Below are 22,437 nucleotides of genomic sequence, written 5' to 3' on the forward strand. Positions count from 1 at the left end.
AATGTGGTGCGGCACGGGCCGTCGACTAGCTGACCCGTGCCAGCCGGGGTGCTCGACGGCGGGCGAAGAGCAGGCTGTCCAGCAGCCAGATCACCAGCATGGAGCCGCCCACCAGCGGGAAGCAGATACCGAGCAGGATCAGCAGGGCAATGGCGCCGCGCATGGGCGGCAGGCTGGCCGGCAATGGCGGGGCGGCGAGGCGACCACTGGGACGACGGCTCCACCAGATCCAGAGCCCGCTCACCGAGCTCAGCAACACCAGCAGGCAGATGAGCAGCATGGCCAGCTGGTGCGGCCAGCCGTAGAGCTTGCCCATGTGCAGCATGACGCCGGTTTCCACCGTCTTGGCGACCGGGCCGTAGTCTTGCCAGCGCACGTCGGCCAGCACCTTGCCACTGTATTGATCGATGTGCAGGGTGGCATCGTTGCGCGGATCATCGGCAAAGATGGCGATGGTATAGACGCCGGTTTCACCAGCAGGCGGTGTGATGCTGTAGCCCGGTGTAACTTGGCGCGCGGTTGCGATGTCGACCACCTGCTGCAGCGGGATGCGGTGCTCCGCCATCACCATGCCGTCATGCTCGCCGCCGTGACCCATGGCGCTGTGGTCGTGGGCCTTGGGCTCGGCCGAGCTGGGGATGGGGGTGTTCTCGACCGCCCAGGGGACTGTCTGTTGATGGGCATGGTTGAGACTGCGCGCCAGGGGCGCCGACTTGGGTACCTCGTTCCACATGGCGGCCGGGAAGCGGTTCCAGACGGCGGCAAACTGATCGCCCCAGAAACCGGTCCAGGTCATGCCGCTCAAGAGCAGCAGCAGCAGGAAACCGGCGCCCCAGAAACCGACCACGGCGTGCAGGTCACGCCACCAGAGCCGCCCGCGCTGGCTCCAGCGCGGCCACAGGATGCCGCCGACCCCTGGCCCCTTGCGTGGCCACCAGAGATAGAGCCCGCTGATGAGCAGCACTATGCCCCAGCCGGCGGCCAGCTCGATCAGCCGATCCCCGCTGGTGCCGAGCAGCAGATCGGCGTGCAGGGCGCGCGCCACCGCCTGCAGATTCCACTTGTTGTCCATGGTGCCAAGCAGGGCGCCACTGGCGGGATCGAGGAACAGGGTCAGCTCGCTACCGCCCTGGCGGACGATGAACTGGGCGCTAGCCTCCGGGCTGACCGGTGGCAAGTACTTGCTCAGGCTGGCATCCGGCATGACGGCCATCGCCTTGACCAGCAGCTGATCGGCGCTGAGCGGCTGGCTGACGGGGGCGACCTTCATCAGCTCGGGATACATCAGGTTGTCGAGCTGGGGCTTGAACAGATAGACGATCCCGGTCAGCGAGAGCAGGATCAGGAAGGGGGCGACGAAGAGACCCGCATAGAAGTGCCAGCGCCAGATGCGCTGATAGTGGTTCGCGTCCCGATTTTTCATCTCTGTTCCTTGCGTCGTGAGTTAACGTTTCAGTTGGTGGAATGTTGGTGGCGCGCGGATGATAGCAGCAACGTTTTGTTAACTGCAACAGAACATGAGGGCTGGTCGATGCGACGGACAAAGGCGTGCTGAGCAGGCCGCCAGTGGGTCAACCGGTGACGCACTCCATCCAGGTTCGCGCCTGGCGGAATGGACTTTTTGCAGATAAATCCTTACCTTGTGGCAACATTAAAGGGTGCTTGCACTACGAAGAATCCAGGGAAGGAGGCAGAGGTGAAGTTGCAACCACACGGCCATTTCGAGATGCAGCGACGAGGTCAGGTGCTGATCTGCCGACCGAGCGGCCCTTTCAATCTGGCGGGGGCCATGGCCTATGAGTCCCAGTTCAGCCAGCAGATCGCCAGCCTGCGCGACGCGCCCTGGGGGATCGTCGAAGTGGCGACCGAGTTCGAGGCGGCGGGCCCCGAGGTGCTGGCCCGCTTTCGCCGCCAGTTCGGCTGGTGCGCCAGCAACGGTTGCGCCTTTCTGGCGGTGGTGCTGGCGGGCAGCTTCAAGCAGTATCTGGCGGATCAGGTGTTCAGCGGTTTGCCGTTTCAGGGCGTCCGCTACTTCGAGCAGACCGACGAGGCACTGCAGTGGCTGGAACGGCAACTGGCGGGGCTGGTCTGACTGCACTGCAGGCTGATCATTACCCGCAGCTCAATTGAGCTTGATAAACCACTTGTCCCGCTCGTCGATACAGTCCGGCTCACCCATTTCAAATTCACGGCATATCAAGGGACGTACTTCATGGATGGGCACATCATCCCGGGAGTGCGATCGAGTGCTCGCCCATCGGTCAGTTGAGCTTGATAAACCACTTGTCCCGCTCGTCAACGCAGTCGGGCTCGCCCATTTCAAATTCACGGCATATCAGGGGACGAACTTCGTAGATGCGGCACATCATGGTGTTGCGGTCGAGCGCCGCGCACCAGCCATCTTCCAGCCGGTGCATCACCGGCACTTCACCTTCCCGCTCTTCCACATAGCGATCCGGTACGCCGGTATCGGTAAACAGCATCACCTCGAGGCGGCAGCAGCAGGCTTCGCAGTTCTGGCAGCTCACTTCGGGTCGGGTTGTCTGGGTCATGGCATCTGCCTTGTTCTCATGGGCACGGATAAATATGAAACAGGCGCCGAACCGGCGCCTGTGTCGTGAACCTTAGCCCAGCTTGCGAGCGCGGTAGCTGCGCCCCTTGATCTTGCCTTCCTGCAGCCGTTTGAGGGCGGCGCTCGCCACCTGGCGCTTCACCGCCACGTAGGAGTACTGCTCGGAAATCTGGATCTTGCCCACATCGGCCCCGGCAATGCCGCCTTCGCCAGTCAGAGCGCCGAGGATGTCACCGGCGCGCACCTTGCTCTTGCGGCCCGCATCGATGGAGAGGGTCACCATCTGCGGTGCGATCGGCTTGATGTCGCGGCCGATCCCGGCCAGGTCGCCCTGGGGAATGGGGGCCTGCTGGTACTCCTCGATGAAGTTGACGCGCTGGGCCTCGTTCGGCTGGTAGAGGCTCAGGGCCAGGCCCTGCTGGCCGGCGCGGCCGGTACGGCCGATCCGGTGCACGTGCACTTCGGGGTCGTAGGTCAGCTCGTAGTTGATGACGGCGCCCAGCTCCTTGATGTCGAGACCGCGGGCGGCCACGTCGGTGGCCACCAGGATGGTGGCGCTGCCGTTGGCGAAGCGTACCAGCACCTGATCCCGCTCACGCTGCTCCAGGTCGCCGTTCAGCGCCAGCGCCGAAAAGCCCTTGGCGGCCAGGTGGTCGGCCACGTCGTTGCAGGCGCGCTTGGTGTTGCAGAACACCACGCAGGAGCTCGGCTGATAGTGGCTGAGCAACCAGCCGAGGGCGTCGAGGCGCTGGCCGGCCGGCACTTCATACAGCTTCTGCTCGATGGCGCTGTCTTCGTGCAGGGACTCCACGCTCACCTCGACCGGGTTGCGCTGCACGCCGCGGCTCATCTGGGCGATCCCCTCCGGATAGGTGGCGGAGAACAGCAGGGTCTGGCGGTCGCGCGGGGCGTGGCTGATGACCCGGTTGATGTCTTCGCCAAAGCCCATGTCCAGCATGCGATCCGCTTCGTCCAGCACCAGCGTCTTGAGGCCGTCCAGCTCGAGGGTGCCCTGCTCCAGGTGCTTGAGGATCCGGCCCGGGGTGCCGACGGCGATGTGGGCGCCAAAGCTCAAGGTGGCGGATTGCGGTGCGGTCGGGGTGCCGCCGCACAGGGTGACCAGCTTGACGTTGGGCAGGGTACGGGCAAGACGGCGGATCTCGGTGGCAACCTGATCGGCCAGCTCGCGAGTCGGACAGAGCACCAGCGCCTGCACCTCGAGCCGGTTGACATCGAGGTTGGCAAGCAGGCCGAGGCCGAAGGCCGCGGTCTTGCCGCTGCCGGTTTTTGCCTTGGCGATCAGGTCTTTACCATCGAGTACCAGGGGCAGACTCTGGGCCTGGATCGGGGTCATCTGCAGATAACCCAGGCTGGCGAGGTTGTCCTGCAGGGCGGGGGAGAGGTTCAGGCTGCTAAATTCGTTGTTCACAAAAAGACTCTATATCGGAGAAAACGGGCTGCGCCGTGCGCAAGGGCGCGCATTGTACCAGAAAGCGCTGCCGGGTGTGGCGGATTTTTGAACGACTGGACGGCGACGGTGGCGAGGCTGCGGCCGGGGGAAAACGGTGGAGGTATGTTATCCGGCTTGCCTGAAAATACCCCACTGCCTTTCGGGAATTAGCTGAAAGAAGCCGGGCTATTCATCGCAAATAAGATAAACGTTTGTCATTTTGATTTGATTAAATAAATTCGCCGTAAATTTAACCTCACCGCTATGACGCCATTCGCCAGGTTTTAAATAAATGTGAGAAAGCTGTGAAAATAGCCCTTTCAGATGGAGTGGTTTATTTTTAACTTGCTGTTTATTAATGGTTTTTATGTTTATTGAACAACGATTAGATGCTTGTGTGAGCGTTTAATTAATTTAAAAACGTTTGTATTATCCAACATGCATATTTTTACCGCAGATTGTGATGGCTATCTGATTTTTAAATATGCAAATGTCTATGATGGCGCCGGTCAAAAAATTACAAATTACTCAGGTGCTACTGGTATGGAATACGTTCACTTTGTGCTCGGACTCGTGATGGTCCTCGCTCTTGCTTTGCTGGCCAACCGCCACAACTGGAAACAGATCAAACTGCGTTATATCGGCCAACTGCTGGTGGTCGAACTGGCGCTGGCCTGGTTCATGCTGAACTCCGAAGTGGGTCTGGCGGTGGTGGGTGGCTTCGCGGCCGGCTTCACCAAGTTGATGGAGTTTGCCAAACAGGGTACCGACTTCGTGTTCGGTGGCCTGGTCAATGAAGGGGCCTTCTCCTTCTTCCTGATGGTACTGATGCCCATCGTCTTCATCTCCGTGCTGATCGGTATCCTGCAGTACATCCGTCTGCTGCCGCTGGTGATCCGCGGCATCGGTACCGTGCTGGCCAAGATCAACGGCATGGGCAAGCTGGAGTCCTTCAACGCCATCAGCTCCATGATCGTCGGCCAGTCCGAGAACTTCATCGCGCTCAAGAACATCCTGCCGCACCTGAACGAGAAGCAGATGTACACCCTGGCTGCTACTGCCATGTCCACCGTCTCCATGTCCATCGTCGGTGCCTACATGCAGCTGATCGAGCCGCGCTACGTGGTGGCCGCGCTGGTGCTCAACATGTTCAGCACCTTCATAGTGCTGTCGCTGATCAACCCCTACGAGCCGGACAACACCGTGACCGACGCCAAGGCGCTGGCCGAAGGTGACGAGCACCACAGCCCGAAGAAAGAGAACTTCTTCGAGATGCTGGGCGAGTACATCATGGCCGGTTTCACCGTGGCGGTCATCGTGGGTGCCATGCTGGTCGGCTTCATCGCCCTGATTGCCCTCATCAACTACCTGTTCGAGATGGCATTCGGCGTCAACTTCCAGTTCGTCATGGGCTACCTCTTCTACCCGATCGCCTGGATCCTGGGTATCCCGAGTGGTGAGGCGCTGCAAGCCGGCTCCATCATGGCGACCAAGCTGGTGACCAACGAATTCGTGGCCATGATGGATCTGGGCAAGATCGCAGCCCAGCTCTCTCCGCGCACCATCGGCATCCTCTCCATCTTCATGGTGTCGTTCGCCAACTTCAGCTCCATCGGCATCATCGCCGGTGCGGTGAAGGCGCTGAACGAAGAGAAGGGCAACATGGTCTCCCGCTTCGGTCTGAAGCTGGTGTACGGCTCCACCCTGGTGAGCCTGCTTTCCGCCGTGATTGCCGGTGTGATGCTGTAATACAGCCACCCGCTCTCACCATGACAAACCCCTGCCTCGGCAGGGGTTTGTTTTTTGGGGCAACAGCAGGCGCTAGCTGGCCTGACGGACCGCTAGCCTGGCCAGTGAGCCCAGTAACCGGCGGCCAGCAGGGTGAGAGTGCAAAAGCCGGTCTCGACGGCGCCGCCGCTTTTGAGCGGCCAGCCCGGCAGCCGGTAGCGGCGCTTGCTGGGCCACAGCAGCGGAATGCCGGCCGGGGTGAGCCAGTCTCCCAGCAGGTGGCTGAGGTAGCCGATGATAAGGGCATCCTTGACGCCGGTGGGCAGCAGGGCGGGAGCCAGGCTCTGATCCAGTCCCCAGATGGCGGCGGCCACCGCCAGCAGGCTGTGGGTGAAGCCGCGATGGCCGAACAGCCGCGACAAGGGTTTGGAAATCCAGGGCAGGCGTTGCCCCAGCACCGACTTGGGGTGGTCGAGGTCCGGCAGCAGGGCGCTGGCCAGTGCAGCAGGAATGGTGTGCCACAGGCTGGCGTCGGCCAGGGCCGGCGTCAGCTGGAGTTTGTGGGCGAGCAGGGTGCAGGTAACGGAGAAGAGCAGGTGCCCTTGGGCGGTCATGATGGCTACGACATGGGGAAAATGGCGGCGCATCTTACCAGTGTCGCGGGCCATTGCAGCAAAAAACCGGGGCCCGAGGGGCAGCCCGGTCATTAACTGCGCGGATCTTCCACCTTGGCGTCGGCGGGCACCCGTTTTTTGCCCAGCACCATGGCGCGCACCAGGTCGCTGCGGGTGAGGCGATCGGTCAGGATCACCACGGCCGCATGGACACCGACGGCGGCCATCAGGGTGTTGGCAATGATGCCGTGCAACTCCTCCAGCCAGTCTTCGCCCCAGAAGGCATCCCAGGTGGTGAGCCAGCCGGTGACCACGGTGCCGACCAGCGACAGCAGCAGCAGCCAGATCATCAGGGCGCCGACCGGGTTGTGGCCGAGGTAGTAGGGGTGACGGCCCTGGGCCAGCTGACGCAGGTAGTAGCGAACCCGGGCCGGGGTCGGCCACCACTGGCCGAAGCGGGCGTAATGGGGTCCGACCAAACCCCACAGCAGGCGGATGATCAGCAGGATGCCCACTGCGTAGCCGGCATATTTGTGGGGCTTGCTGCCCTCTTCCAGCACGAAGAAGTTGAGCAGGCAGAGGGTGACGGTGGCCCAGTGAAACACCCGGATAAGGGGATCCCAGACTTTCACTTCAGAGGTTGTCATGGCGTGGCTCCATAGAAAGGGCCGGCAGGAGACCGGCCCATGGCCGGATTATTCGTCGATCTCTTCTTTCACTTTCTTCAGGTCGGTCGGGTCGAAGTAGATCTCGACCTTGCGCTTCTCTTTGTCCCAACCGTAAATCTCGTAGCAGTTGGTCTTGGTGACCTTGAACTTCTTGATGTCGTAGCCCATCGCCTTGATCTGCTGCTGGGCGTCGGCTTCGCTCATCCACTTGCTCTTGTCGGCCTGGGTACATTGGGGATCGGCCAGGGCTGCGCCGCTCAACAGGGGGATCAGTAACAACAGGGGGGTCAGTTTCATTGCTTGCTCCTTGCGGGTGGTTGGGTCAACAGCCACAAGGTTAGTTCACCAGCCTTAAGAAAGAATTAAGCGAAAAGGGAAATGAATGGGTCTCCCCGGCAGCCGGCCGGGGAGGGGGCAATCAACTCAGCTTGCCCCGGATGAGCCACTTGTCGAGGGCGTTGGCGAAGCGCTGCTTGTCGGCCGCGTTGAGGGGGGCCGGGCCGCCGGTCTGCACCCCGGCCGAGCGCAGCTCCTCCATGAAGTTGCGCATGCCGAGCCGCGCCTTGATGGTCTCGCGGGTGTAGATCTCGCCGCGGGGATTGAGCGCCTCGCCGCCGGCATCGATCACCCAGGAGGCGAGCGGAATGTCGCCGGTGATCACCAGATCGCCGGGTTTGACCTGCTGGGCGATGACATGATCTGCCACATCGAAGCCCTTCTCCACCTGCTGGGTCTTGATGAAGGGGGAAGGGGGCACCCGCAGCCCCTGATTGGCCACTAGCGTGGTCACCACCTGGGCACGGTGGGCGGCGCGGTAAAGGATCTCTTTGACCGGAATTGGGCAGGCATCGGCATCGACCCAGATGGGCATGGCAGGGCTTCCTGTGTCTGAAACGAGTGGCGCATCTTAACACGGTCGGCGCGGGGCGGCTGCCCCGGGGCTGAGTCGGGCCCGGCTTTGGTGTAAGCTGGGCCGATGAACATGAGCGAAAAGGACGAGCAGATGGATCGGGTGCCCAGTGACGTAATTTATGGCCTGACCCTGGATGGCAGGGGTGGCATGCAGCCACTGGTGGTGGGCAGCGAGATACCGGCCAAGCAGCCGGGCTGGCTGCATCTGGACTACGGCAATCCGGAGGCGGCGCGCTGGCTGCTGCAGACCCCGCTGCTCAATGATGCGGCGCGCGAGTCGCTGCTCGGCCAGAGCAATCGCCCCAAGCTGGTCCGAATGGGGGAGACGGTGCTGCTGATCCTGCGCGGCATCAACCACAACAAGGACCACAGACCGGAAGAGATGGTGGCGCTGCGCATCTACATCACCCCGGATCTCATCATCAGCAGCCGGCGCCGGCCGCTGCTGTCGGAACAGGACGTGTTCAACCAGCTCAAGCTGGGGGGCGGAGCCGATACCCCGGCCGACTGGCTGGTGGAGATTTGCGACGCCCTGACCGACCGGGCTGGGGAGTTCGTCGAAGAGCTGCACGATCAGATCCTGGATCTGGAGGAGATGGTGCTGATGCGCGACCTGCCTGCCAACGGCCGGCTGGCGCTGATCCGCAAGCAGCTCATCATGATCCGCCGCTACCTCTCGCCGCAGCGGGATCTGGTGGCGCGCCTCGCCAACGAGAAGATCAGCTGGCTGGATGAAGATGACCGCCGGCGTCTGCTGGACATCGCCGACCGACTGCGGCGCTGGCTGGACGATCTGGATGCCGGGGTAGCGCGTACCGCCGTGCTGGCGGACGAGATCAACAACCTGATGGCGGAGGCGACCAACCGCCGCGCCTACCAGATGTCGGTGATGGCGCTGCTGTTCCTGCCCGCCAGCTTCCTGACCGGCCTGTTCGGCATCAACCTGGGGGGCATTCCCGGGGCCGAGAGTCCGACCGCCTTCTGGATCTTCTGTGGCTCCCTGGTGGCGCTGGCGACCGGGCTGGCGGTCTGGCTGAAACATCGGCGCTGGTGGTAAGGAGCAGACATGACGACATGGGAATCTTTTGGCGTGACCCTGCTGTTGCTGCTGGGCCACACCCTTATTCGCGGGCTCATTCACAAGAGCCTGCTGGCGCTGGCCCAGACCCGGCAGGTGAGCGAGAACCGGGTGCTCTACGTGGAGCACGTGTTCCACTTCCTGCTCGGCTGCGCCACCCTGCTGATCCTGGCCGGGGTCTGGGGGCTCGACTTCTCGCGGCTGGTGGTGCTGGCCTCCTCCTTCTTCGCGGTGCTGGGCGTCGCCATGGTGGCGCAGTGGTCGATCCTCTCCAACATCACCGCCAGCATCACCATCTTCTTCGCCTTTCCCTACAAGATTGGCGACCGGATCCGGATCCTCGACAAGGATGATTCGGTCACCGGGGTCATCACCGAGATCGGCCTCTTCTACGTGCGGGTGCGCGATGACAACGGCGATCTGGTCACCTATCCGGCCAACCTGATCCTGCAAAAGCCGGTCAGGCGGCTGGAGGGCAAGGGGGCGGACCCCCTGCAACCGGAATGAGAAAAGGCTCCCACGGGAGCCTTTTTTGAGCCTGCCGATCCCTCAGCGTTCGAAGAAGCGGTATAGGTGCTCGACCTGGATCGGGCAATCCGCCACCAGGTGCACGTGCTGGCGGGCCTCCTCGACCGAGCCGAAGTAGCGGGGGCAGCCCAGGGTGTCGGTCATCTCGTACAGCCTGCCGTCCTGACCCCTGAACTCCACGATCCAGCCGGGCAGGATGGCGTCCTGCAGGATCTCGGCTTCCTTGAAGGCTTGCTGCTGATAGAGCTGGCGAAGTTCGCTGACTGTCATGACATCCTCCCGTGACGCTTGATGCCACTTCAAGTCTAGTGGCTGCGGTCGGGGTCGGCCGGCTCATTTGGCCGATTTGAGGTGCTCCCAGGCCCAGCGCAGGCGGATGAAGGTGTCGGCATCGCCCCCGCGATCCGGGTGGTGTTGCAGCGCCAGCTCCCGCCAGCGGCGGCGGATGGCATCGGGCTGTGCCCCGGCCGGCAGGGCGAACAGGGTCAGCGCCTCGGCCCTGTGTTCATCCCGTTCACAGGCCCGCCAGAAGCTGCCGAGCAGCGCCTCCACCTCCTCCCGGTCGGTCTGCCAGAACACCTGCCAGTCGAGGTAGTAACTGCGCAGTGCCTCGCCCCGGGCGAGGGCGCTTGCTGCCTCGCGGGTAGTGAGCGGTTCGAGCCGGATATCCAGGGTGCTGATCACCAGCCACCACCCTTCACCATGAAGCTCGGCCTGCAACTGGTAGAGGGCGTTCATGATGAGGAAGTTGAGGCGAAACAGCTGCAACTGCTCATCCCCCGGCAGAGGCGGGATGGCCTCCTGGCGGCGCAGCTCGGCCAGCAGCTCGTGCACCTTGTAGCTGCCGCTTGCCTGCCGCAGCAATGTCAGCAATGGAGCCAGCAGCGGGTTGGGGCGGGTCTCGCTCATGGGGCGGCCGTCTCCTTCGGTGGCTGCAGGGCGATCAGCAGCTCCCCGGCCAGCGGTTCGACGGGGCCGGTGACGATGCGGGTCCGCCCCTTGCCGTCCAGCACGAACAGCGGGATGGCGCCCGGGTTGGCCTCCTGGTACTGGGCCCAGTCGAACGCCTCGCTCAGGCGGGTCGCCTTGATCTGGCCGCCCCGGCTCAGCAGGCCGCTCAGCCGGGCGTAGTTGATGTCGGGACCGAACAGGTTCTGGCGGGCGCGAAAGGTGGCACTCTCCCGATTGGCCTTGCCGTGCTGATCGCTGGAGCGCAGGGAGTAGACCTTCTCCTCGCCGTAGAGGTGGGCGAAGTGCAGCACGCCGAGGGCGTTGTTGTGGCGGTTGGGGGAGAGCGCCAGCACTGTGCTGATGCTGGTGAGCGGCAGGTGCAGCTCGGCGTGTTCGGATTGCGGGTTGCCGAAGTAGCAGGGCAGGTTGCTCATCCGTGCCTGACGGCAGAACTCCCAGGCTGGATCGCAGAGCTGGACCGGCAGCCCCTGATCCGCCAGGGCCCGGCCGATGGCCCGCGCCACCGAGTTGGCCCCGATGATGAGCCAGGTGTTGGGGGCGCTCTGGCGCATCTTGAGCAGACCGGCCAGCGGTGCCGAGGTGAGGCTCTGCAGCACCACGGTGGAGATGATCACCGCAAACACCAGCGGCACCAGCTTGTCGGCATCGGGAATGCCGGCCTGGTGCAGGCTGATGGCGAAGGAGGCGCTGACCGCCGCCGCGACGATGCCGCGCGGTGCAATCCAGCCGAGCAGGGCGCGGGCTCGCCAGGATAGATCGGATCCCCAGGTGGAGACCAGGATGCAGAGCGGGCGCGCCACGAACTGCACCACGCACAGCAGTGCCAGCACCATGGGGCCGAGCTGCCAGAGCTGGGCCAGATCGAGGCGGGCCGCCAGCAGGATGAACAGGGAGGAGATGAGTATGACGGCGAGATCCTCCTTGAAGGCCAGCACCTCCTCCAGATCCAGCCCCTCCTGATTGGCGAGCCAGATGCCGAACACGGTGACCGCCAGCAGGCCGGATTCGTGGCTGAGCCAGTTGGAGAGGCTGAAGGTGACCAGCACCAGCGCCAGCACCCCGAACTTGTGCAGGCTGACCGGCAGCCAGTCCTTGCGGATCAGCAGGGTGGTGAGCCAGCCGGCGCCGACCCCGATGAGCGAGCCCACCCCCACCGTCTTGGCCAGCGCCAGCAGGGTGTGACCGATGAGATCTCCCTGACTGCCGAGGCGCACCGCCTCGAACACCAGCACCGCAAACAGGGCGCCGATGGGATCGATGACGATCCCCTCCCAGCGCAGGATGCGGTCTACCTCCCGGGTCGGGCGGATCACGTTGAGCATGGGGGCGACCACGGTGGGGCCGGTCACCACCAGTACGGCGCCGAGCACCATGGCGACCCGCCAGTCCAGTCCCAGCAGGAAGTAACCGGCGCTGCCGATGACGGCGAAGCTGGCCAGCATGCCCACCGAGCAGAGGTTGCGCACCACCTTGCCGATCCCTTTTAGCTCGGCCAGGTGCAGGGTGAGCGCCCCCTCGAACAGGATGATGGCGACCGACAGGGAGACCAGCGGAAACAGCAGGTCGCCGAGCAGGGCATCGGGGTCGAGCAGGCCGCTGACCGGGCCAAGCAGCAGGCCGGTGAGCAGCAGAAACAGGATGGCGGGCACCCGCAGCGACCAGGCCAGCCACTGGGCCAGCACGGAGACCAGGGCGATCCCGGCCAGGGAGAGAGCAATCATGCAGACCTCGATTAAGGCGATGAACCTGGAGGAAGTGTAGTGGGGAAGATGGTCAGATTGACACCAGCCGGCGGCGGGAACAAGGGGGTAAGCGGATCACGCGACAGCGGGCGTCACGGGGGCATGGCCGCGGGAGAGGGGCGGGGTGTGGCCGCTGGCTGCGGCCACCAGCTGGATTAGATGGGGCTCTCTTTGTGGAGTTCGGTGACGCAGTCGGCCACCGCCAGCACCAGCGCCGAGCGCACCACCTGATCGAGCCGGTTCAGCTGCATCTGGTAGAAGGGCCAGTCCTCCTCATTGGCGGGGGCCTCCTGCGGCATCATGCCGCCCTGGCTGACGCCGTGCAGGCGTGCCAGCAGATCGCGGATCGGCTTGTCGCTGAAGCGGTAATCCTTGGGGTCGCGCACCAGAAAATCGCGGATCTTCAGGTAAGCCTCGAGATCCTGATAGCGTTCGAGGGAGATGAGGCCGAGGGCGAAGATGAGCTTGAGGCGCACCTCCAGCTGGCCGAGAGGACCGCTCTGGTTGAGCAGGGGTTCGATGGCGTATTTGACGGCATACTCCTCCTGACGGAACGCGCGTCGCATCAGAGAGTCGACCGCCTCTTCCAGGATGGTCACGACCTCGAGAAAGAAGCCGCGAGGGCCATCTTGCTCGTTCAGTCGCTCCAGTACTTCATCTTCCTGGTGTGTGGTCATAAGTGCATTGGGTCCAGCTGACAGGGAGAGAGTGGGCCTCTCTCCCGGTTTTTATCGTATGAGGCGCTTAGGTTGCCGGCCTTAGTGGGCCGGCGGCGACGGCGCCTCATCAGGTCACTTCAAATTGCCATAACGGGTGACGATGGCGCTGACGATGTCGCTGTCGGCAGCCAGGCCGGTGATGCGAGCCAGAGCCTGGGCCGGACCCAGCTCCGCCAGCAGCTGTTGCAGCTCCACCGCCTGCGGGTCGTCGGCGTTGCGATAGTGCAGCGCCGCGGCGATCCCCTCCTGCAGGTGATCGCTGGGCAGGCCGTACTCCAGGGTGCCGAGCAACGGCTTCACCAGCCGATCCCCCGCCGCCAGCTTGCGCAGCGGCTGACGGCCGACCCGGTCAATCTCGTCCACCAGATAGGGGTTGGCGAAGCGGGCCAGGATCTTCTCGATATAGGCGGCGTGCAGACGCGGGTCGAAACCGTAGCGTTGTACCAGCACGGCGCCGCTCTCCTCCATGGCGCGGCGCACCTTGCTGCGGATCAGCGGATCCTCGATCGCCTCGCGGATGGTGCGATAGCCCCTCAGCTTGCCGAGGTAGGCGGTGACGATGTGGCCGGTGTTGAGGGTGAACAGCTTGCGCTCGACGAAGGCCATCAGGTTGTCGGTGGGCTCCATGCCCGCCACCTGCGGCAGCTCGCCCTTGAACTGGGTCTGGTCGACGATCCACTCGCTGAAGCTCTCCACCGTCACTTCCAGCGGATCATCGTTGGCAGCCGCCGGCGGAACGATGCGGTCCACCGCCGAGTCGACGAAGCCGATGCAGGCGTCGAGGGTGGCATGATACGCGACCGGCAGGTACTTGAGTACCTCCTGCTTGAGATGGCTGGTGCCGCGCACCATGTTCTCGCAGGCGATGACGTTGAGCGGTGTCAGGTTGCCGGCATCGAAGCGGGCCTGCAGCCCCTTGGCCAGGGTGCTGGCAATCTTGTCCAGAATGTTGGGGCCGACTGCGGTGGTGACCAGATCGGCGGTGATGATGCGGGCGATCACTTCGTGGCCGGCAGAGCTCACCGCCGCCACGTTGCGCACCACGTCCAGCTTCTGATCCGCTCCCACCACGTGCACCTTGTACTCCTGGCGGTGGTTGAGCTGGTCGATCAGGGTCTCGTTGACGTCGGCGAAAGTGACCTGGTGGCTGGCGTCAGCCAGCAGTTTTCCGATGAAGCCGCGACCGATGTTGCCGGCACCAAAATGCAATGTTTTCATGATATTAACCTCTTGAACCAAAGACGATGAAGGACGATCAGGCAGCCTGTTCGGCACCCAGCAGATCCAGGAATTCCTGGGGATCCTGAGTGCTGGCCAGTCGGTCGATGAGGCCGGGTTCGTCCAGTGCATTGGTCAGGCGGGTTATCACCTGCATGTGTTCGTCGTTGCGGGCGGCGATGCCGATCACCAGTCGCGCCACTTCATCGGCCGCCTCGCCGAAGGCTACCCCGGCCGGGTATTGGCAGATGACGATGCCGGTGCGCTTCACAAACTCCTTGGCGGCGATGGTGCCGTGCGGCACGGCGATGGATTCGCCGAGGTAGGTGGAGACCAGCTGTTCGCGCTCCAGCATGGCGTTGACGTAGTCGGGCGCCACGTAGCCCCGCTCCGCCAGCAGCTTGCCGGCAGCCCGGATGGCGGCCTCCTTGTTGTCGGCCTTGAGCCCCAGGTGCACATCATGACGGCTCAGGGTGAACACTTCGGCGGCCTGCGGCTCGTAGCTGTCGTCGTTGGCAGCTACCAGCAGCTGCGGGTTGGCGACATCATCGTTGGCGGCTTGAGTCAGACTCTGTACCAGCTCCTGATAGAGACCGTTGTCGAGGAAGTTGGTGAGCGAGATGTGGTGGGCGTGTGGCGCGTGGCGACGGGCCCGCTCGGTCAGATCCTTGTGGGTGATGACCCAGTCCACCTGATCGTCGAGCTGATCGATGGCGCGGTTGGTGACGCTGATGTCGAGGCCGGCGGCCTGCACCCGCTTGCGCAGCAGGCCGGCGCCCATGGCGCTGGAGCCCATGCCCGCATCGCAGGCGACCACGATGTTGCGCACTGCCATCAGTTCACCGCCCGGCTTCTTGGCCGCTGCGGTCTCGGGCTTGGCACCCTTCATGGCTTTCATCTTGCGAGTGGCTTCACCCAGAGCATCGGCCTCGTCGGCTTCCGGCTGCTGGGCACGCACGAACACGGCGGCGACCAGGAAGGAGACGGTGGTGGAGGCGACGATGGAGAGCAGCACCCCGATGAGGGAGGCTTTCGGCGTCATCAACAGCACGGCGAAGATGGAACCCGGTGAGGCGGGGGAGACCAGACCTGCGTTGAACAGGGTCAGGGTGAACACCCCGGTCATGCCGCCGGCGATCACCGCCAGGATGAGGCGCGGATTCATCAGCACGTACGGGAAGTAGATCTCGTGGATGCCGCCGAAGAAGTGAATGATGGAGGCACCGGCAGCGGACTGCTTGGCGGCGCCGCGACCGAACACCATGTAGGCCAGCAGCACGCCCATGCCCGGGCCCGGGTTCGCTTCGATCAGGAAGAAGATGGAGCGGCCGTGCTCGGTCGCCTGCTGGATCCCCAGCGGCGAGAAGATGCCGTGGTTGATGGCGTTGTTGAGGAACAGGATCTTGGCCGGCTCGACGAAGATGGAGGTGAGCGGCAGCAGGTTGTTGTCCACCAGGAAGCCGACGCCACCGGCCAGCACGCCGGAGAGCACCTTGACGAAGGGGCCGATCACGAAGAAGGCGAGGATTGCCAGCAGCATGCCTATAAGACCGGCAGAGAAGTTGTTGACCAGCATCTCGAAGCCGCTCTTGACGCGACCTTCCATCGCCTTGTCGAAACGCTTGATGGCCCAGCCACCGAGCGGGCCGACCATCATGGCGCCCATGAACATGGGAATGTCGGTCCCCACGATGACGCCCATGGTGGTGATGGCACCGACCACGCCGCCGCGCTCACCGCCCATCAGCTTGCCGCCGGTATAGCCAATCAGCAGCGGGAGCAGGTAGGTGATCATGGGGCCGACCAGCTTGGCCAAGGTTTCGCTCGGCAGCCAGCCGGTGGGGATGAAGAGGGCGGTAATAAAGCCCCAGGCGATGAAGGCGCCTATGTTGGGCATGACCATATTGGACAGGAAGCGTCCAAAATTCTGTATCTTGACTTTGGTATCCGGTGATAACATGTCGGGACCCCGTTTTAAGCCTGTTTGATTAAAAGTGGTAGTCGGGCTGGCCGGTTTTGCCGAACCGCCATCCCTGTCGTCTAAGCAACTTCAATCTACCAGCTTGCGATCAAATTAGGCTGAAAACGGGGTGTCTTGTGACGCAGCTCTCAAATACCCCGACCTCCCCCTCCTTTCATAGTGATGTCGATCACATTCACCCTCTGTATTTCGGCTACATTTCGATCTTTGCTGCCGCCAGCATCGTTTTTATGTGACACGAATCACCCTTTGCTGTTTGCGCAAACCTGATGTCAATGTGATCTGTCTCTCATTTCTATTATTTGTATTCAATTGGAGCAATTCACCTGACCTTAAAAGCGAGGGTGTTGACGATGAATTACTTTAATTCACATTCAAATAACCAATGAATCAATTATTTTGTAACCCACTTTCAGTTTTTCATGATGCCCTTCAGCCGCAGAGCCGACGCATCAGCCACTCCAGCGGGCCTCGCTCGAAGCGCTGACTCCAGAGATTGGCAAACAGTAACGCCGCCAGGGCGAAGAGGCTGGCGGCCAGCACCACCTCGGGCAGATCCTGCCCCTGCAGCCAGCCGATGGCCTCCAGTCCCCCCATGCCGAGCATGATGTGAGCCAGATAGAGGGTCAGGGTCTGCCGGCCGACCGGCAGCCACACTCGCCACCAGCGGGCCTCGGGCAGGGCGCGTCCCAGCCAGAGGCAGAGGGCGATCAGGGTGCTGGCCGCACCCATGCCGAACAGCAGGTAGAGCGGCGCCGGGGGAATGGGCTGGGTCGCCAGCAGTGGCGCCAGCTCGGGGTTCGGCAAGAGGGTCGGCAACCAGAGCGACAGCCCCTTGGCCAGCGCCATGGCACTCACCCCGCCGGCCAGCAGCCAGCGCTGGGTGACCGGATTGGCCAGAGACTGACGGCTCAGCCAGAGGCCGTAGAGCAGAAAGCCCAGCCAGGGCACCACCGGGTGCCAGCCGTTGAACAGCAGATTGCGGATGAAGCCGGTCAGGGTCCAGAACTCGGGATAGCTGAAGCTGTGCCACTGCCAGCCCCGATCGTAATCGAGCAGGAACAGCAGGCCGACGAAGCTTGCCGCCAGCAGCGGGATCAGGGCCAGTAGCCAGGGGGAGGGAAGCCGGAGACAGCAGGCTCCCAGCAGGAAGTAGACTGCGTAGTAGTGGATGATGTCGGCCGGAAACACCAGGTAGTTGAGCAGCCCCACGATCAGCAGGAACAGGGCCCGCCTGGCGGTGTGGCTCATGGCCGCCGACCACGCCAGCTTGCGGGTCGACAGCCCCAGCCCGATGCCGGCCAGCACCACGAAGCTGGCGGCGGAGCGCCCCTCCAGTGCATCCAGCAGGGGCTTGAGCCAGGTCGGCCCCCCCGCCAACACCCCCATGGCGATGCGAAAATTCACCAGCACCATGCCGATAAGCGCCATGGCGCGGGCCAGATCCAGTCCTTCCAGTCGATTGTGCGGGGTCGTCATGGTGGTGACTCCTTGGGGTGATCAGCCGGCCGGACCGAGCAGCTGGTCCAGCAAGGACGGCAACCTTTGTTCCACCGGTGCCTGCTCTGGATGCAGGGCCAGGGCGTGGCGCACCGCCTGCCCCTCCAGTGCGTCCAGCAGCAGCTGGGCCGTGAGATCCGGTTGCAGGTGTGCAGCCAGCTCCCCCGCCTGCTGGCCACGGCGCACCGCCGCCGCCAGGGCATCGCACAGCTGGCGCTGGTTGCTGGCGAAGGTAGCAGCCATCTCGGGGTGGCGGGTCAGCTCGGCCAGGATCTCGGTGCCGAGCAGCAGGTTCTCCGGGGTCAGCGACCAGGCGAGGTAGCCGGCGGCGAAGCGGGCCAGCGCCACCCTGGCCGGCCCCTGGGCCAGCTCATCCAGCAAAGGTTGCAGCTCGGCCGCCTCCAGCGAGGCGATCAGGGCGATCAGTTCCTCCTTGCGGGCGAAGTGGTTGTAGAGGTTGCCGAGGCTCACCCCGGCGGCGGCGGCGATGTCGCGCATGCCGGTCTGGTGGAAGCCCCGTTCGATAAAGCAGCCGAGCGCCGCCAGGATGATCTGCTCGCGCCGCTGCTCCAGCCGCAGGTTGTTGGTGGTCATGGGGATGCCTCTTGCCTGAAAATCCATTATGAGCGAACGTTCGTTCATTTGTGGATTCACTCTATGCTCGTAACGAGCAACTGGCAAGCTCGGGGCGTACAAAAAGTGATCGGCGGACTCGGCGGGCGGCATGGTCCAATAAAAAAGCCCGCAGGATGCGGGCTTTTGCAAGGTGGGGAAGCCTGGCTTATTCGGCTTTGGGGGCCTCGTCGGCAGGCGTGGCATCGGCCTCACTGACCGGGGCGACCGGCGCCGGGCCCGGCACCAGCTCCACCGCCGGCTTGGCGATGAGGGAGCGGGTCTCTTCCACCGCTTCGGTCAGCTTGACCTCGATGATCTGGCCGAGCTCGTAGACCACCTCGGTCTTGTCCAGATAGACGCGACCGTTGTCCCAGTTGCACTCCAGCCGATCCTTGTTGTCGAGGATATGGCGGGCGGGCATGAACACCACGGCACCGTTCTCGCGCAGACGCAGCTTGAGGCCGGCACGCATCACGTCGATGATCTCGGCGTTGAACACCTTGTCGGTGCCGGCATCGGCCTTGAGGTAGCGGACATAGAGCCAGTCGCCGATGTCACGCTCCACCATGCGGTGCAGGCGGCGGCAGGCGGTCAGGTGCTCGGTGAGCTCCAGGCTCGGGCGCTCACCCGGGGTCTTGCCGGCGATGACGGCTTTCAGCAGGCGATGGTTGACCATGTCGCCGTACTTGCGGATCGGTGAGGTCCAGGTGGCGTAGGCATCCAGCCCCAGGCCGTAGTGGGCGCCCGGCTCGGCGGACATCAGCGCATAGCTCTGGAAGCGGCGGATCTTGCCGTCCAGCCAGCGGGTGTCGAGGTTGTCGATCCAGCGGCGCAGGGCACAGAAGCCGGACAGGCTGGCGATCTCTTCTTTCTCGAACGGGGCCTCGGCGCTTTTCAGCAGATCGATGGCGCCGTCGAGGGACTCTTCGTCAAAGCCGGTATGGACGTTGAAGATGCCGTAGCCGACCTGCTTGCCGAGCACGCGGCCGGCACAGATGTTGGCGGCGATCATCGACTCTTCCACCATGCGGTTGGCGATACGGCGCGGCTCGACGTGAATGGCCAGCACTTCGCCGTTCTCGCCCAGCTCGAAGTCGTAGTCGGGACGATCCGGGAACACCAGGGCATGCTCGGTACGCCACTTGATGCGCGCCTCGGTCATCGCCTTCATCAGCGGCAGCTGTGCCAGCACGCCGGCGTCGATATCCAGCTGTTTGCCGTGTTCGGCCCAGTCGGAGACGTCGTCATAGGTGAGGCGGGCGTGGGAGCTGATGCGGGCGGCGAAGAACTCGGTCTCCTCCAGCAGCAGGCCGTCCTCGGCGATGAGCAGACGGGCACACAGGGTGTTGCGCTCCTCGCCCTCTTTCAGGGAGCAGAGCTCGTCGGAGAGGGTGCGCGGGATCATCGGCACGTTGCGGCCTGGCATGTAGACGGTGAAGGCGCGCTGGGCGGCTTCCTTGTCCAGCTCGCTGCCCTCGGCCACATAGGCGGTCGGGTCGGCGATGGCCACCAGCAGCTCCCAGCCGTTGTCCAGCTTGCGGATGGCCAGGGCATCGTCCATGTCCTTGGTCTTGGCGCCGTCGATGGTGAAGAAGGGGGTCGCGGTCAGATCGGTGCGCGGCAGCTCTTCCTCTTCGATCACCTTCCACTCCGGCAGATCCGCCGGCTCGACCTGGGCCAGATTGTGGCGCGCCAGCACCACCCACCAGGGCACGTTGTGATCTTCCTGCGAGGCGATCTTCTGGGTGATCTCGGCAGAGAAGTTGCCGTCCACCAGGGCGTGACGCTTGAGGGTGGCAACCACCCAGTCCCCTTCCTTGAACTCTTTCTCGTCCAGCCCCTTCTTGACGCGGGCCTTGATGGCATCCTTGATCAACGGGTGATCGGCGACCACGTTGAGGCGGTCGCGGAACATCTTGACGCGGGCCACGAAACGGGTGACGGACTGCTCCAGCAGGGCATCCGGCTCGGCCACTTCCTTCTCTTTCTCGGTACGGATCAGGGCGCTCACCCGGTCACCGTGCATCACCTTCTTCATGTAGGGAGGCGGCACGAAATAGCTGGTCTTCTCATCGACCTCCAGGAAGCCGAAGCCCCGATCGGAGGCGCGGATCACACCCTCTTTCTTGGGGATGTTTTCGCGGATTTGTTGCTTGAGCTGGGCCAGCAGCGGATTGTCTTGGAACATAAGTGAGGAACCTGAAGTGGAAAACCTGGGTGGAGACCTGATGACGGATCGCCCAGCACTATACGTTTTTACCCCTCCAAAGCCAAGGTGAATGGCCGGTTCAGCCGGGTTGCAGTGCCCGGCGACCCTGCTCGATCAGGCGCTGGGATATCTGTTTGTGCAGCCCCCGTTCCAGCACCCAGCGGTGCCAGTAGAGCCGCTCGACCAGATGCTGGTCCGGGCTGAGATCGAGCAGGCTGCCCTCCGCCAGCTGGCGGCGGATCTGCAATTCCGGGATCAGGCAGCAGGCCAGCCCCTGTTCGGCCATGGCAACGAAGGCCTCGGACGAGCGCACCGTGTGACAGGGGTAACCGCCGGGCTCCAGCCCGAAGTGGCGGGCCATGTAGCTGACGTGCATGTCGTCGCGCTGATCGAAGGCCACCGCCGGCGCCTTGGCCAGCGCAGCCAGGGTCAGCCCCTGCGGGAAGTGGCGGGCGACGAAGGCGGGGCTGGCGGTGAGCTGGTAGCGCATCTCGCCGAGCTCGTCGACGCAGCAGCCGGCCAGCGGCTGGCCGTGCAGGCTGACGGCGCCGAACGCCTGCCCCTCGCGTACCCGATCCAGGGTGCGGCTCTCGTCATCCACCAGCAAGTTCAGCTCGATGGGGTGCTGCTCCAGCAGCGGGGCCAGGGCCGGCAGAAACCAGGTAGCCAGGCTGTCGGCGTTGACGGCGATGCTGACCCGGATCGGCGCCTGCGGCTCGGCGGGGGAGAGCTCGCCAGCCAGTTCCAGCTCCAGCTGGCGCACCTGACGGTAGTGGGCCAGCAGCTTCTGACCGAGCGCGGTGGCCTGCAGCGGCTGGCCGCGGATCAGCAACGGTTCGGCAAACTGCTGCTCCAGCTGCTTGATACGCTGGGAGATGGCGGACTGGGTGATGTGCAGGCGCTGGGCGGCCCGCTCGAAGTTCTGCTCTTGCATGACCGCATCCAGCGCCAGCAGCAGCTTGTAATCCAACGCCTTCATCAGCATGCCTTATCAACAGAGGGGATTAAGAAGAGATGCTACTCAAGTGGTGGCGGCAGAACAACCGGGGATCGCTGAAAATGTCGGCAGGCCAGGCGTGACAAGGGCTGCGGGGTCAAAGCGGATTTGTCACTGTGAGATGTGACAGTGGTGGTCAAAAGGTATTCAAGAGATACTCTTTTGCGTCCGTTTTTGCATGGGGTGGAAACGGGCCATAGCGAGAACTTTTAATCCCGGGTCTTACCCCGGGATTTTTTTGCGTCGCCTTTATTCGGTGACCAGTTCGCGCGCCTCGTCATAGGCACCCTGCAGGGGTTGGCCGACGGCGCGGGCGAAGCGCTCATCCAGATGGAAGCGGATCCCGACTCCGCGCACGGCGCCCAGATCCACCGCCTGGCGGTGACCGAGCCGTTCGATGGGCAGGCCGAGACGGCGGAAGATGCGCTCCACTGGCAGGCTGACCACGGCAACCAGCTCGCGGATCCCCTTCGCCTTGGCGAAGGCATAGACCTCGCGGAAGATGATGCAGGTCAGTTCGCTGATGCCGTTGCCAAGCCGGGGAGCCCGTTCGGCATCGATGGCGAGGCGGGTCAGCTCCCACACGTCGTTGCTGCGCGGCGGGGCTTCGCCGGCGAGGGCGGTGGGGAAGATGCTGGGCAGCATGTAATCCTGGGCACAGCTGAGCAGACGGATGCAGCCGCACAGGCCTTCTTCGTCTTCGATCAGCACCCAGTGGGTGTCAGGGGTATCGAAACTGTCCTGCTCCAGACCACGGTGGGATTCCACATCCCAGCCGAGGCGGTCGGAGAAGACGCGATTGCGAAAGCGATAAAGCTCGTTTTCTACCTCCCATCTGGGGTGTTCTTTTAATTTTCCTTTGAAAACAAGCATTCAGATGTCTCCATTTCAGTGTTCGGCGCTATAATCGAGGCCCTGGCCAGGGGGGCTAGCA

The 22,437-nt window shown here is 63.5% G+C and carries 22 protein-coding genes; 4 read left to right on the forward strand and 18 right to left on the reverse strand.

Features of this window, described 5'->3' with window-relative positions:
* Positions 1-25: 25 nt before the first annotated feature.
* On the reverse strand, positions 26-1,423 hold the full coding sequence (locus ACPDZI_RS01995) for a PepSY-associated TM helix domain-containing protein (RefSeq protein ID WP_168967971.1): 1,398 nt from the start codon (positions 1,421-1,423) through the stop codon (positions 26-28).
* 273 nt (positions 1,424-1,696) lie between these two features.
* Between ACPDZI_RS01995 and ACPDZI_RS02000 the strand changes: the two genes are divergently transcribed.
* Positions 1,697-2,092 (forward strand): hypothetical protein, encoded by a 396-nt coding sequence (locus ACPDZI_RS02000; protein ID WP_146061927.1) that lies wholly within the window; start codon positions 1,697-1,699, stop codon positions 2,090-2,092.
* A 169-nt stretch (positions 2,093-2,261) separates the two neighbouring features.
* On the opposite strand, the gene ACPDZI_RS02005 is transcribed toward ACPDZI_RS02000, so the two are convergent.
* Both ACPDZI_RS02005 and dbpA read right to left on the reverse strand, forming a co-directional pair.
* Positions 2,262-2,552: a YkgJ family cysteine cluster protein gene (locus tag ACPDZI_RS02005; RefSeq protein WP_016349308.1), complete on the reverse strand. Its 291-nt coding sequence runs from the start codon at positions 2,550-2,552 to the stop codon at positions 2,262-2,264.
* A gap of 72 nt (positions 2,553-2,624) precedes the next feature.
* A complete protein-coding gene (gene dbpA / locus ACPDZI_RS02010; RefSeq protein ID WP_011704511.1) occupies positions 2,625-4,001 on the reverse strand; it encodes an ATP-dependent RNA helicase DbpA in 1,377 nt (458 codons plus the stop codon).
* Positions 4,002-4,565: 564 nt separating this feature from the next.
* Here dbpA and ACPDZI_RS02015 point away from each other — a divergent pair.
* Positions 4,566-5,771: a NupC/NupG family nucleoside CNT transporter gene (locus ACPDZI_RS02015; RefSeq protein ID WP_016349310.1), complete on the forward strand. Its 1,206-nt coding sequence runs from the start codon at positions 4,566-4,568 to the stop codon at positions 5,769-5,771.
* 92 nt (positions 5,772-5,863) lie between these two features.
* On the opposite strand, the gene ACPDZI_RS02020 is transcribed toward ACPDZI_RS02015, so the two are convergent.
* The 4 genes from ACPDZI_RS02020 to ACPDZI_RS02035 form a co-directional block, all read right to left on the reverse strand.
* A complete protein-coding gene (locus tag ACPDZI_RS02020; protein WP_039215114.1) occupies positions 5,864-6,364 on the reverse strand; it encodes a metal-dependent hydrolase in 501 nt (166 codons plus the stop codon).
* A 92-nt stretch (positions 6,365-6,456) separates the two neighbouring features.
* Complete coding sequence (locus tag ACPDZI_RS02025; RefSeq protein WP_043125554.1) at positions 6,457-7,011, reverse strand: cytochrome b/b6 domain-containing protein; 555 nt, start codon at positions 7,009-7,011, stop codon at positions 6,457-6,459.
* A 48-nt stretch (positions 7,012-7,059) separates the two neighbouring features.
* Positions 7,060-7,329 (reverse strand): PepSY domain-containing protein, encoded by a 270-nt coding sequence (locus ACPDZI_RS02030; protein WP_011704515.1) that lies wholly within the window; start codon positions 7,327-7,329, stop codon positions 7,060-7,062.
* A 121-nt stretch (positions 7,330-7,450) separates the two neighbouring features.
* Positions 7,451-7,903, reverse strand: coding sequence for a YaiI/YqxD family protein (locus ACPDZI_RS02035; RefSeq protein WP_011704516.1), 453 nt, complete (start codon positions 7,901-7,903; stop codon positions 7,451-7,453).
* Positions 7,904-8,008: 105 nt separating this feature from the next.
* Here ACPDZI_RS02035 and zntB point away from each other — a divergent pair, with 105 nt between their 5' ends.
* Positions 8,009-9,001: a zinc transporter ZntB gene (gene zntB / locus ACPDZI_RS02040; RefSeq protein ID WP_168967975.1), complete on the forward strand. Its 993-nt coding sequence runs from the start codon at positions 8,009-8,011 to the stop codon at positions 8,999-9,001.
* Between the two features lie 9 nt (positions 9,002-9,010).
* Positions 9,011-9,529, forward strand: coding sequence for a mechanosensitive ion channel domain-containing protein (locus tag ACPDZI_RS02045; protein ID WP_039215075.1), 519 nt, complete (start codon positions 9,011-9,013; stop codon positions 9,527-9,529).
* 42 nt (positions 9,530-9,571) lie between these two features.
* On the opposite strand, the gene ACPDZI_RS02050 is transcribed toward ACPDZI_RS02045, so the two are convergent.
* The 11 genes from ACPDZI_RS02050 to ACPDZI_RS02100 all read right to left on the reverse strand — a co-directional run bounded on the left by ACPDZI_RS02050 (position 9,572) and on the right by ACPDZI_RS02100 (position 22,376).
* Positions 9,572-9,820, reverse strand: a complete 249-nt coding sequence (locus tag ACPDZI_RS02050) for a hypothetical protein (RefSeq protein ID WP_016349316.1) — start codon at positions 9,818-9,820, stop codon at positions 9,572-9,574.
* A gap of 63 nt (positions 9,821-9,883) precedes the next feature.
* Positions 9,884-10,459, reverse strand: a complete 576-nt coding sequence (locus ACPDZI_RS02055; RefSeq protein ID WP_438833921.1) for a DNA-J related domain-containing protein — start codon at positions 10,457-10,459, stop codon at positions 9,884-9,886.
* On the reverse strand, positions 10,456-12,243 hold the full coding sequence (locus ACPDZI_RS02060; protein ID WP_438833922.1) for a cation:proton antiporter: 1,788 nt from the start codon (positions 12,241-12,243) through the stop codon (positions 10,456-10,458). Before ACPDZI_RS02060 ends, ACPDZI_RS02055 begins: the two co-directional genes overlap by 4 nt.
* Positions 12,244-12,419: 176 nt before the next feature.
* Positions 12,420-12,941, reverse strand: coding sequence for an MltR family transcriptional regulator (locus tag ACPDZI_RS02065; RefSeq protein WP_005308438.1), 522 nt, complete (start codon positions 12,939-12,941; stop codon positions 12,420-12,422).
* A 114-nt stretch (positions 12,942-13,055) separates the two neighbouring features.
* Complete coding sequence (locus tag ACPDZI_RS02070; protein WP_016349320.1) at positions 13,056-14,201, reverse strand: mannitol-1-phosphate 5-dehydrogenase; 1,146 nt, start codon at positions 14,199-14,201, stop codon at positions 13,056-13,058.
* 37 nt (positions 14,202-14,238) lie between these two features.
* Positions 14,239-16,161: a PTS mannitol transporter subunit IICBA gene (locus tag ACPDZI_RS02075; protein ID WP_016349321.1), complete on the reverse strand. Its 1,923-nt coding sequence runs from the start codon at positions 16,159-16,161 to the stop codon at positions 14,239-14,241.
* Positions 16,162-16,614: 453 nt separating this feature from the next.
* Complete coding sequence (locus ACPDZI_RS02080) at positions 16,615-17,661, reverse strand: DUF418 domain-containing protein (protein ID WP_438833923.1); 1,047 nt, start codon at positions 17,659-17,661, stop codon at positions 16,615-16,617.
* A gap of 21 nt (positions 17,662-17,682) precedes the next feature.
* Positions 17,683-18,276 (reverse strand): TetR/AcrR family transcriptional regulator, encoded by a 594-nt coding sequence (locus ACPDZI_RS02085; protein ID WP_438833924.1) that lies wholly within the window; start codon positions 18,274-18,276, stop codon positions 17,683-17,685.
* 187 nt (positions 18,277-18,463) lie between these two features.
* A complete protein-coding gene (locus ACPDZI_RS02090; RefSeq protein WP_276844609.1) occupies positions 18,464-20,485 on the reverse strand; it encodes an exoribonuclease II in 2,022 nt (673 codons plus the stop codon).
* Between the two features lie 100 nt (positions 20,486-20,585).
* Positions 20,586-21,485: a LysR family transcriptional regulator ArgP gene (locus tag ACPDZI_RS02095; protein ID WP_438833925.1), complete on the reverse strand. Its 900-nt coding sequence runs from the start codon at positions 21,483-21,485 to the stop codon at positions 20,586-20,588.
* A gap of 267 nt (positions 21,486-21,752) precedes the next feature.
* Entirely contained in the window at positions 21,753-22,376 is a 624-nt protein-coding gene (locus tag ACPDZI_RS02100) for an acyl-homoserine-lactone synthase (RefSeq protein ID WP_076361577.1), read from the reverse strand.
* Between the last annotated feature and the right edge of the window lie 61 nt (positions 22,377-22,437).

The organism is Aeromonas oralensis, from assembly GCF_049665575.1.
GTDB lineage: Bacteria > Pseudomonadota > Gammaproteobacteria > Enterobacterales > Aeromonadaceae > Aeromonas > Aeromonas hydrophila.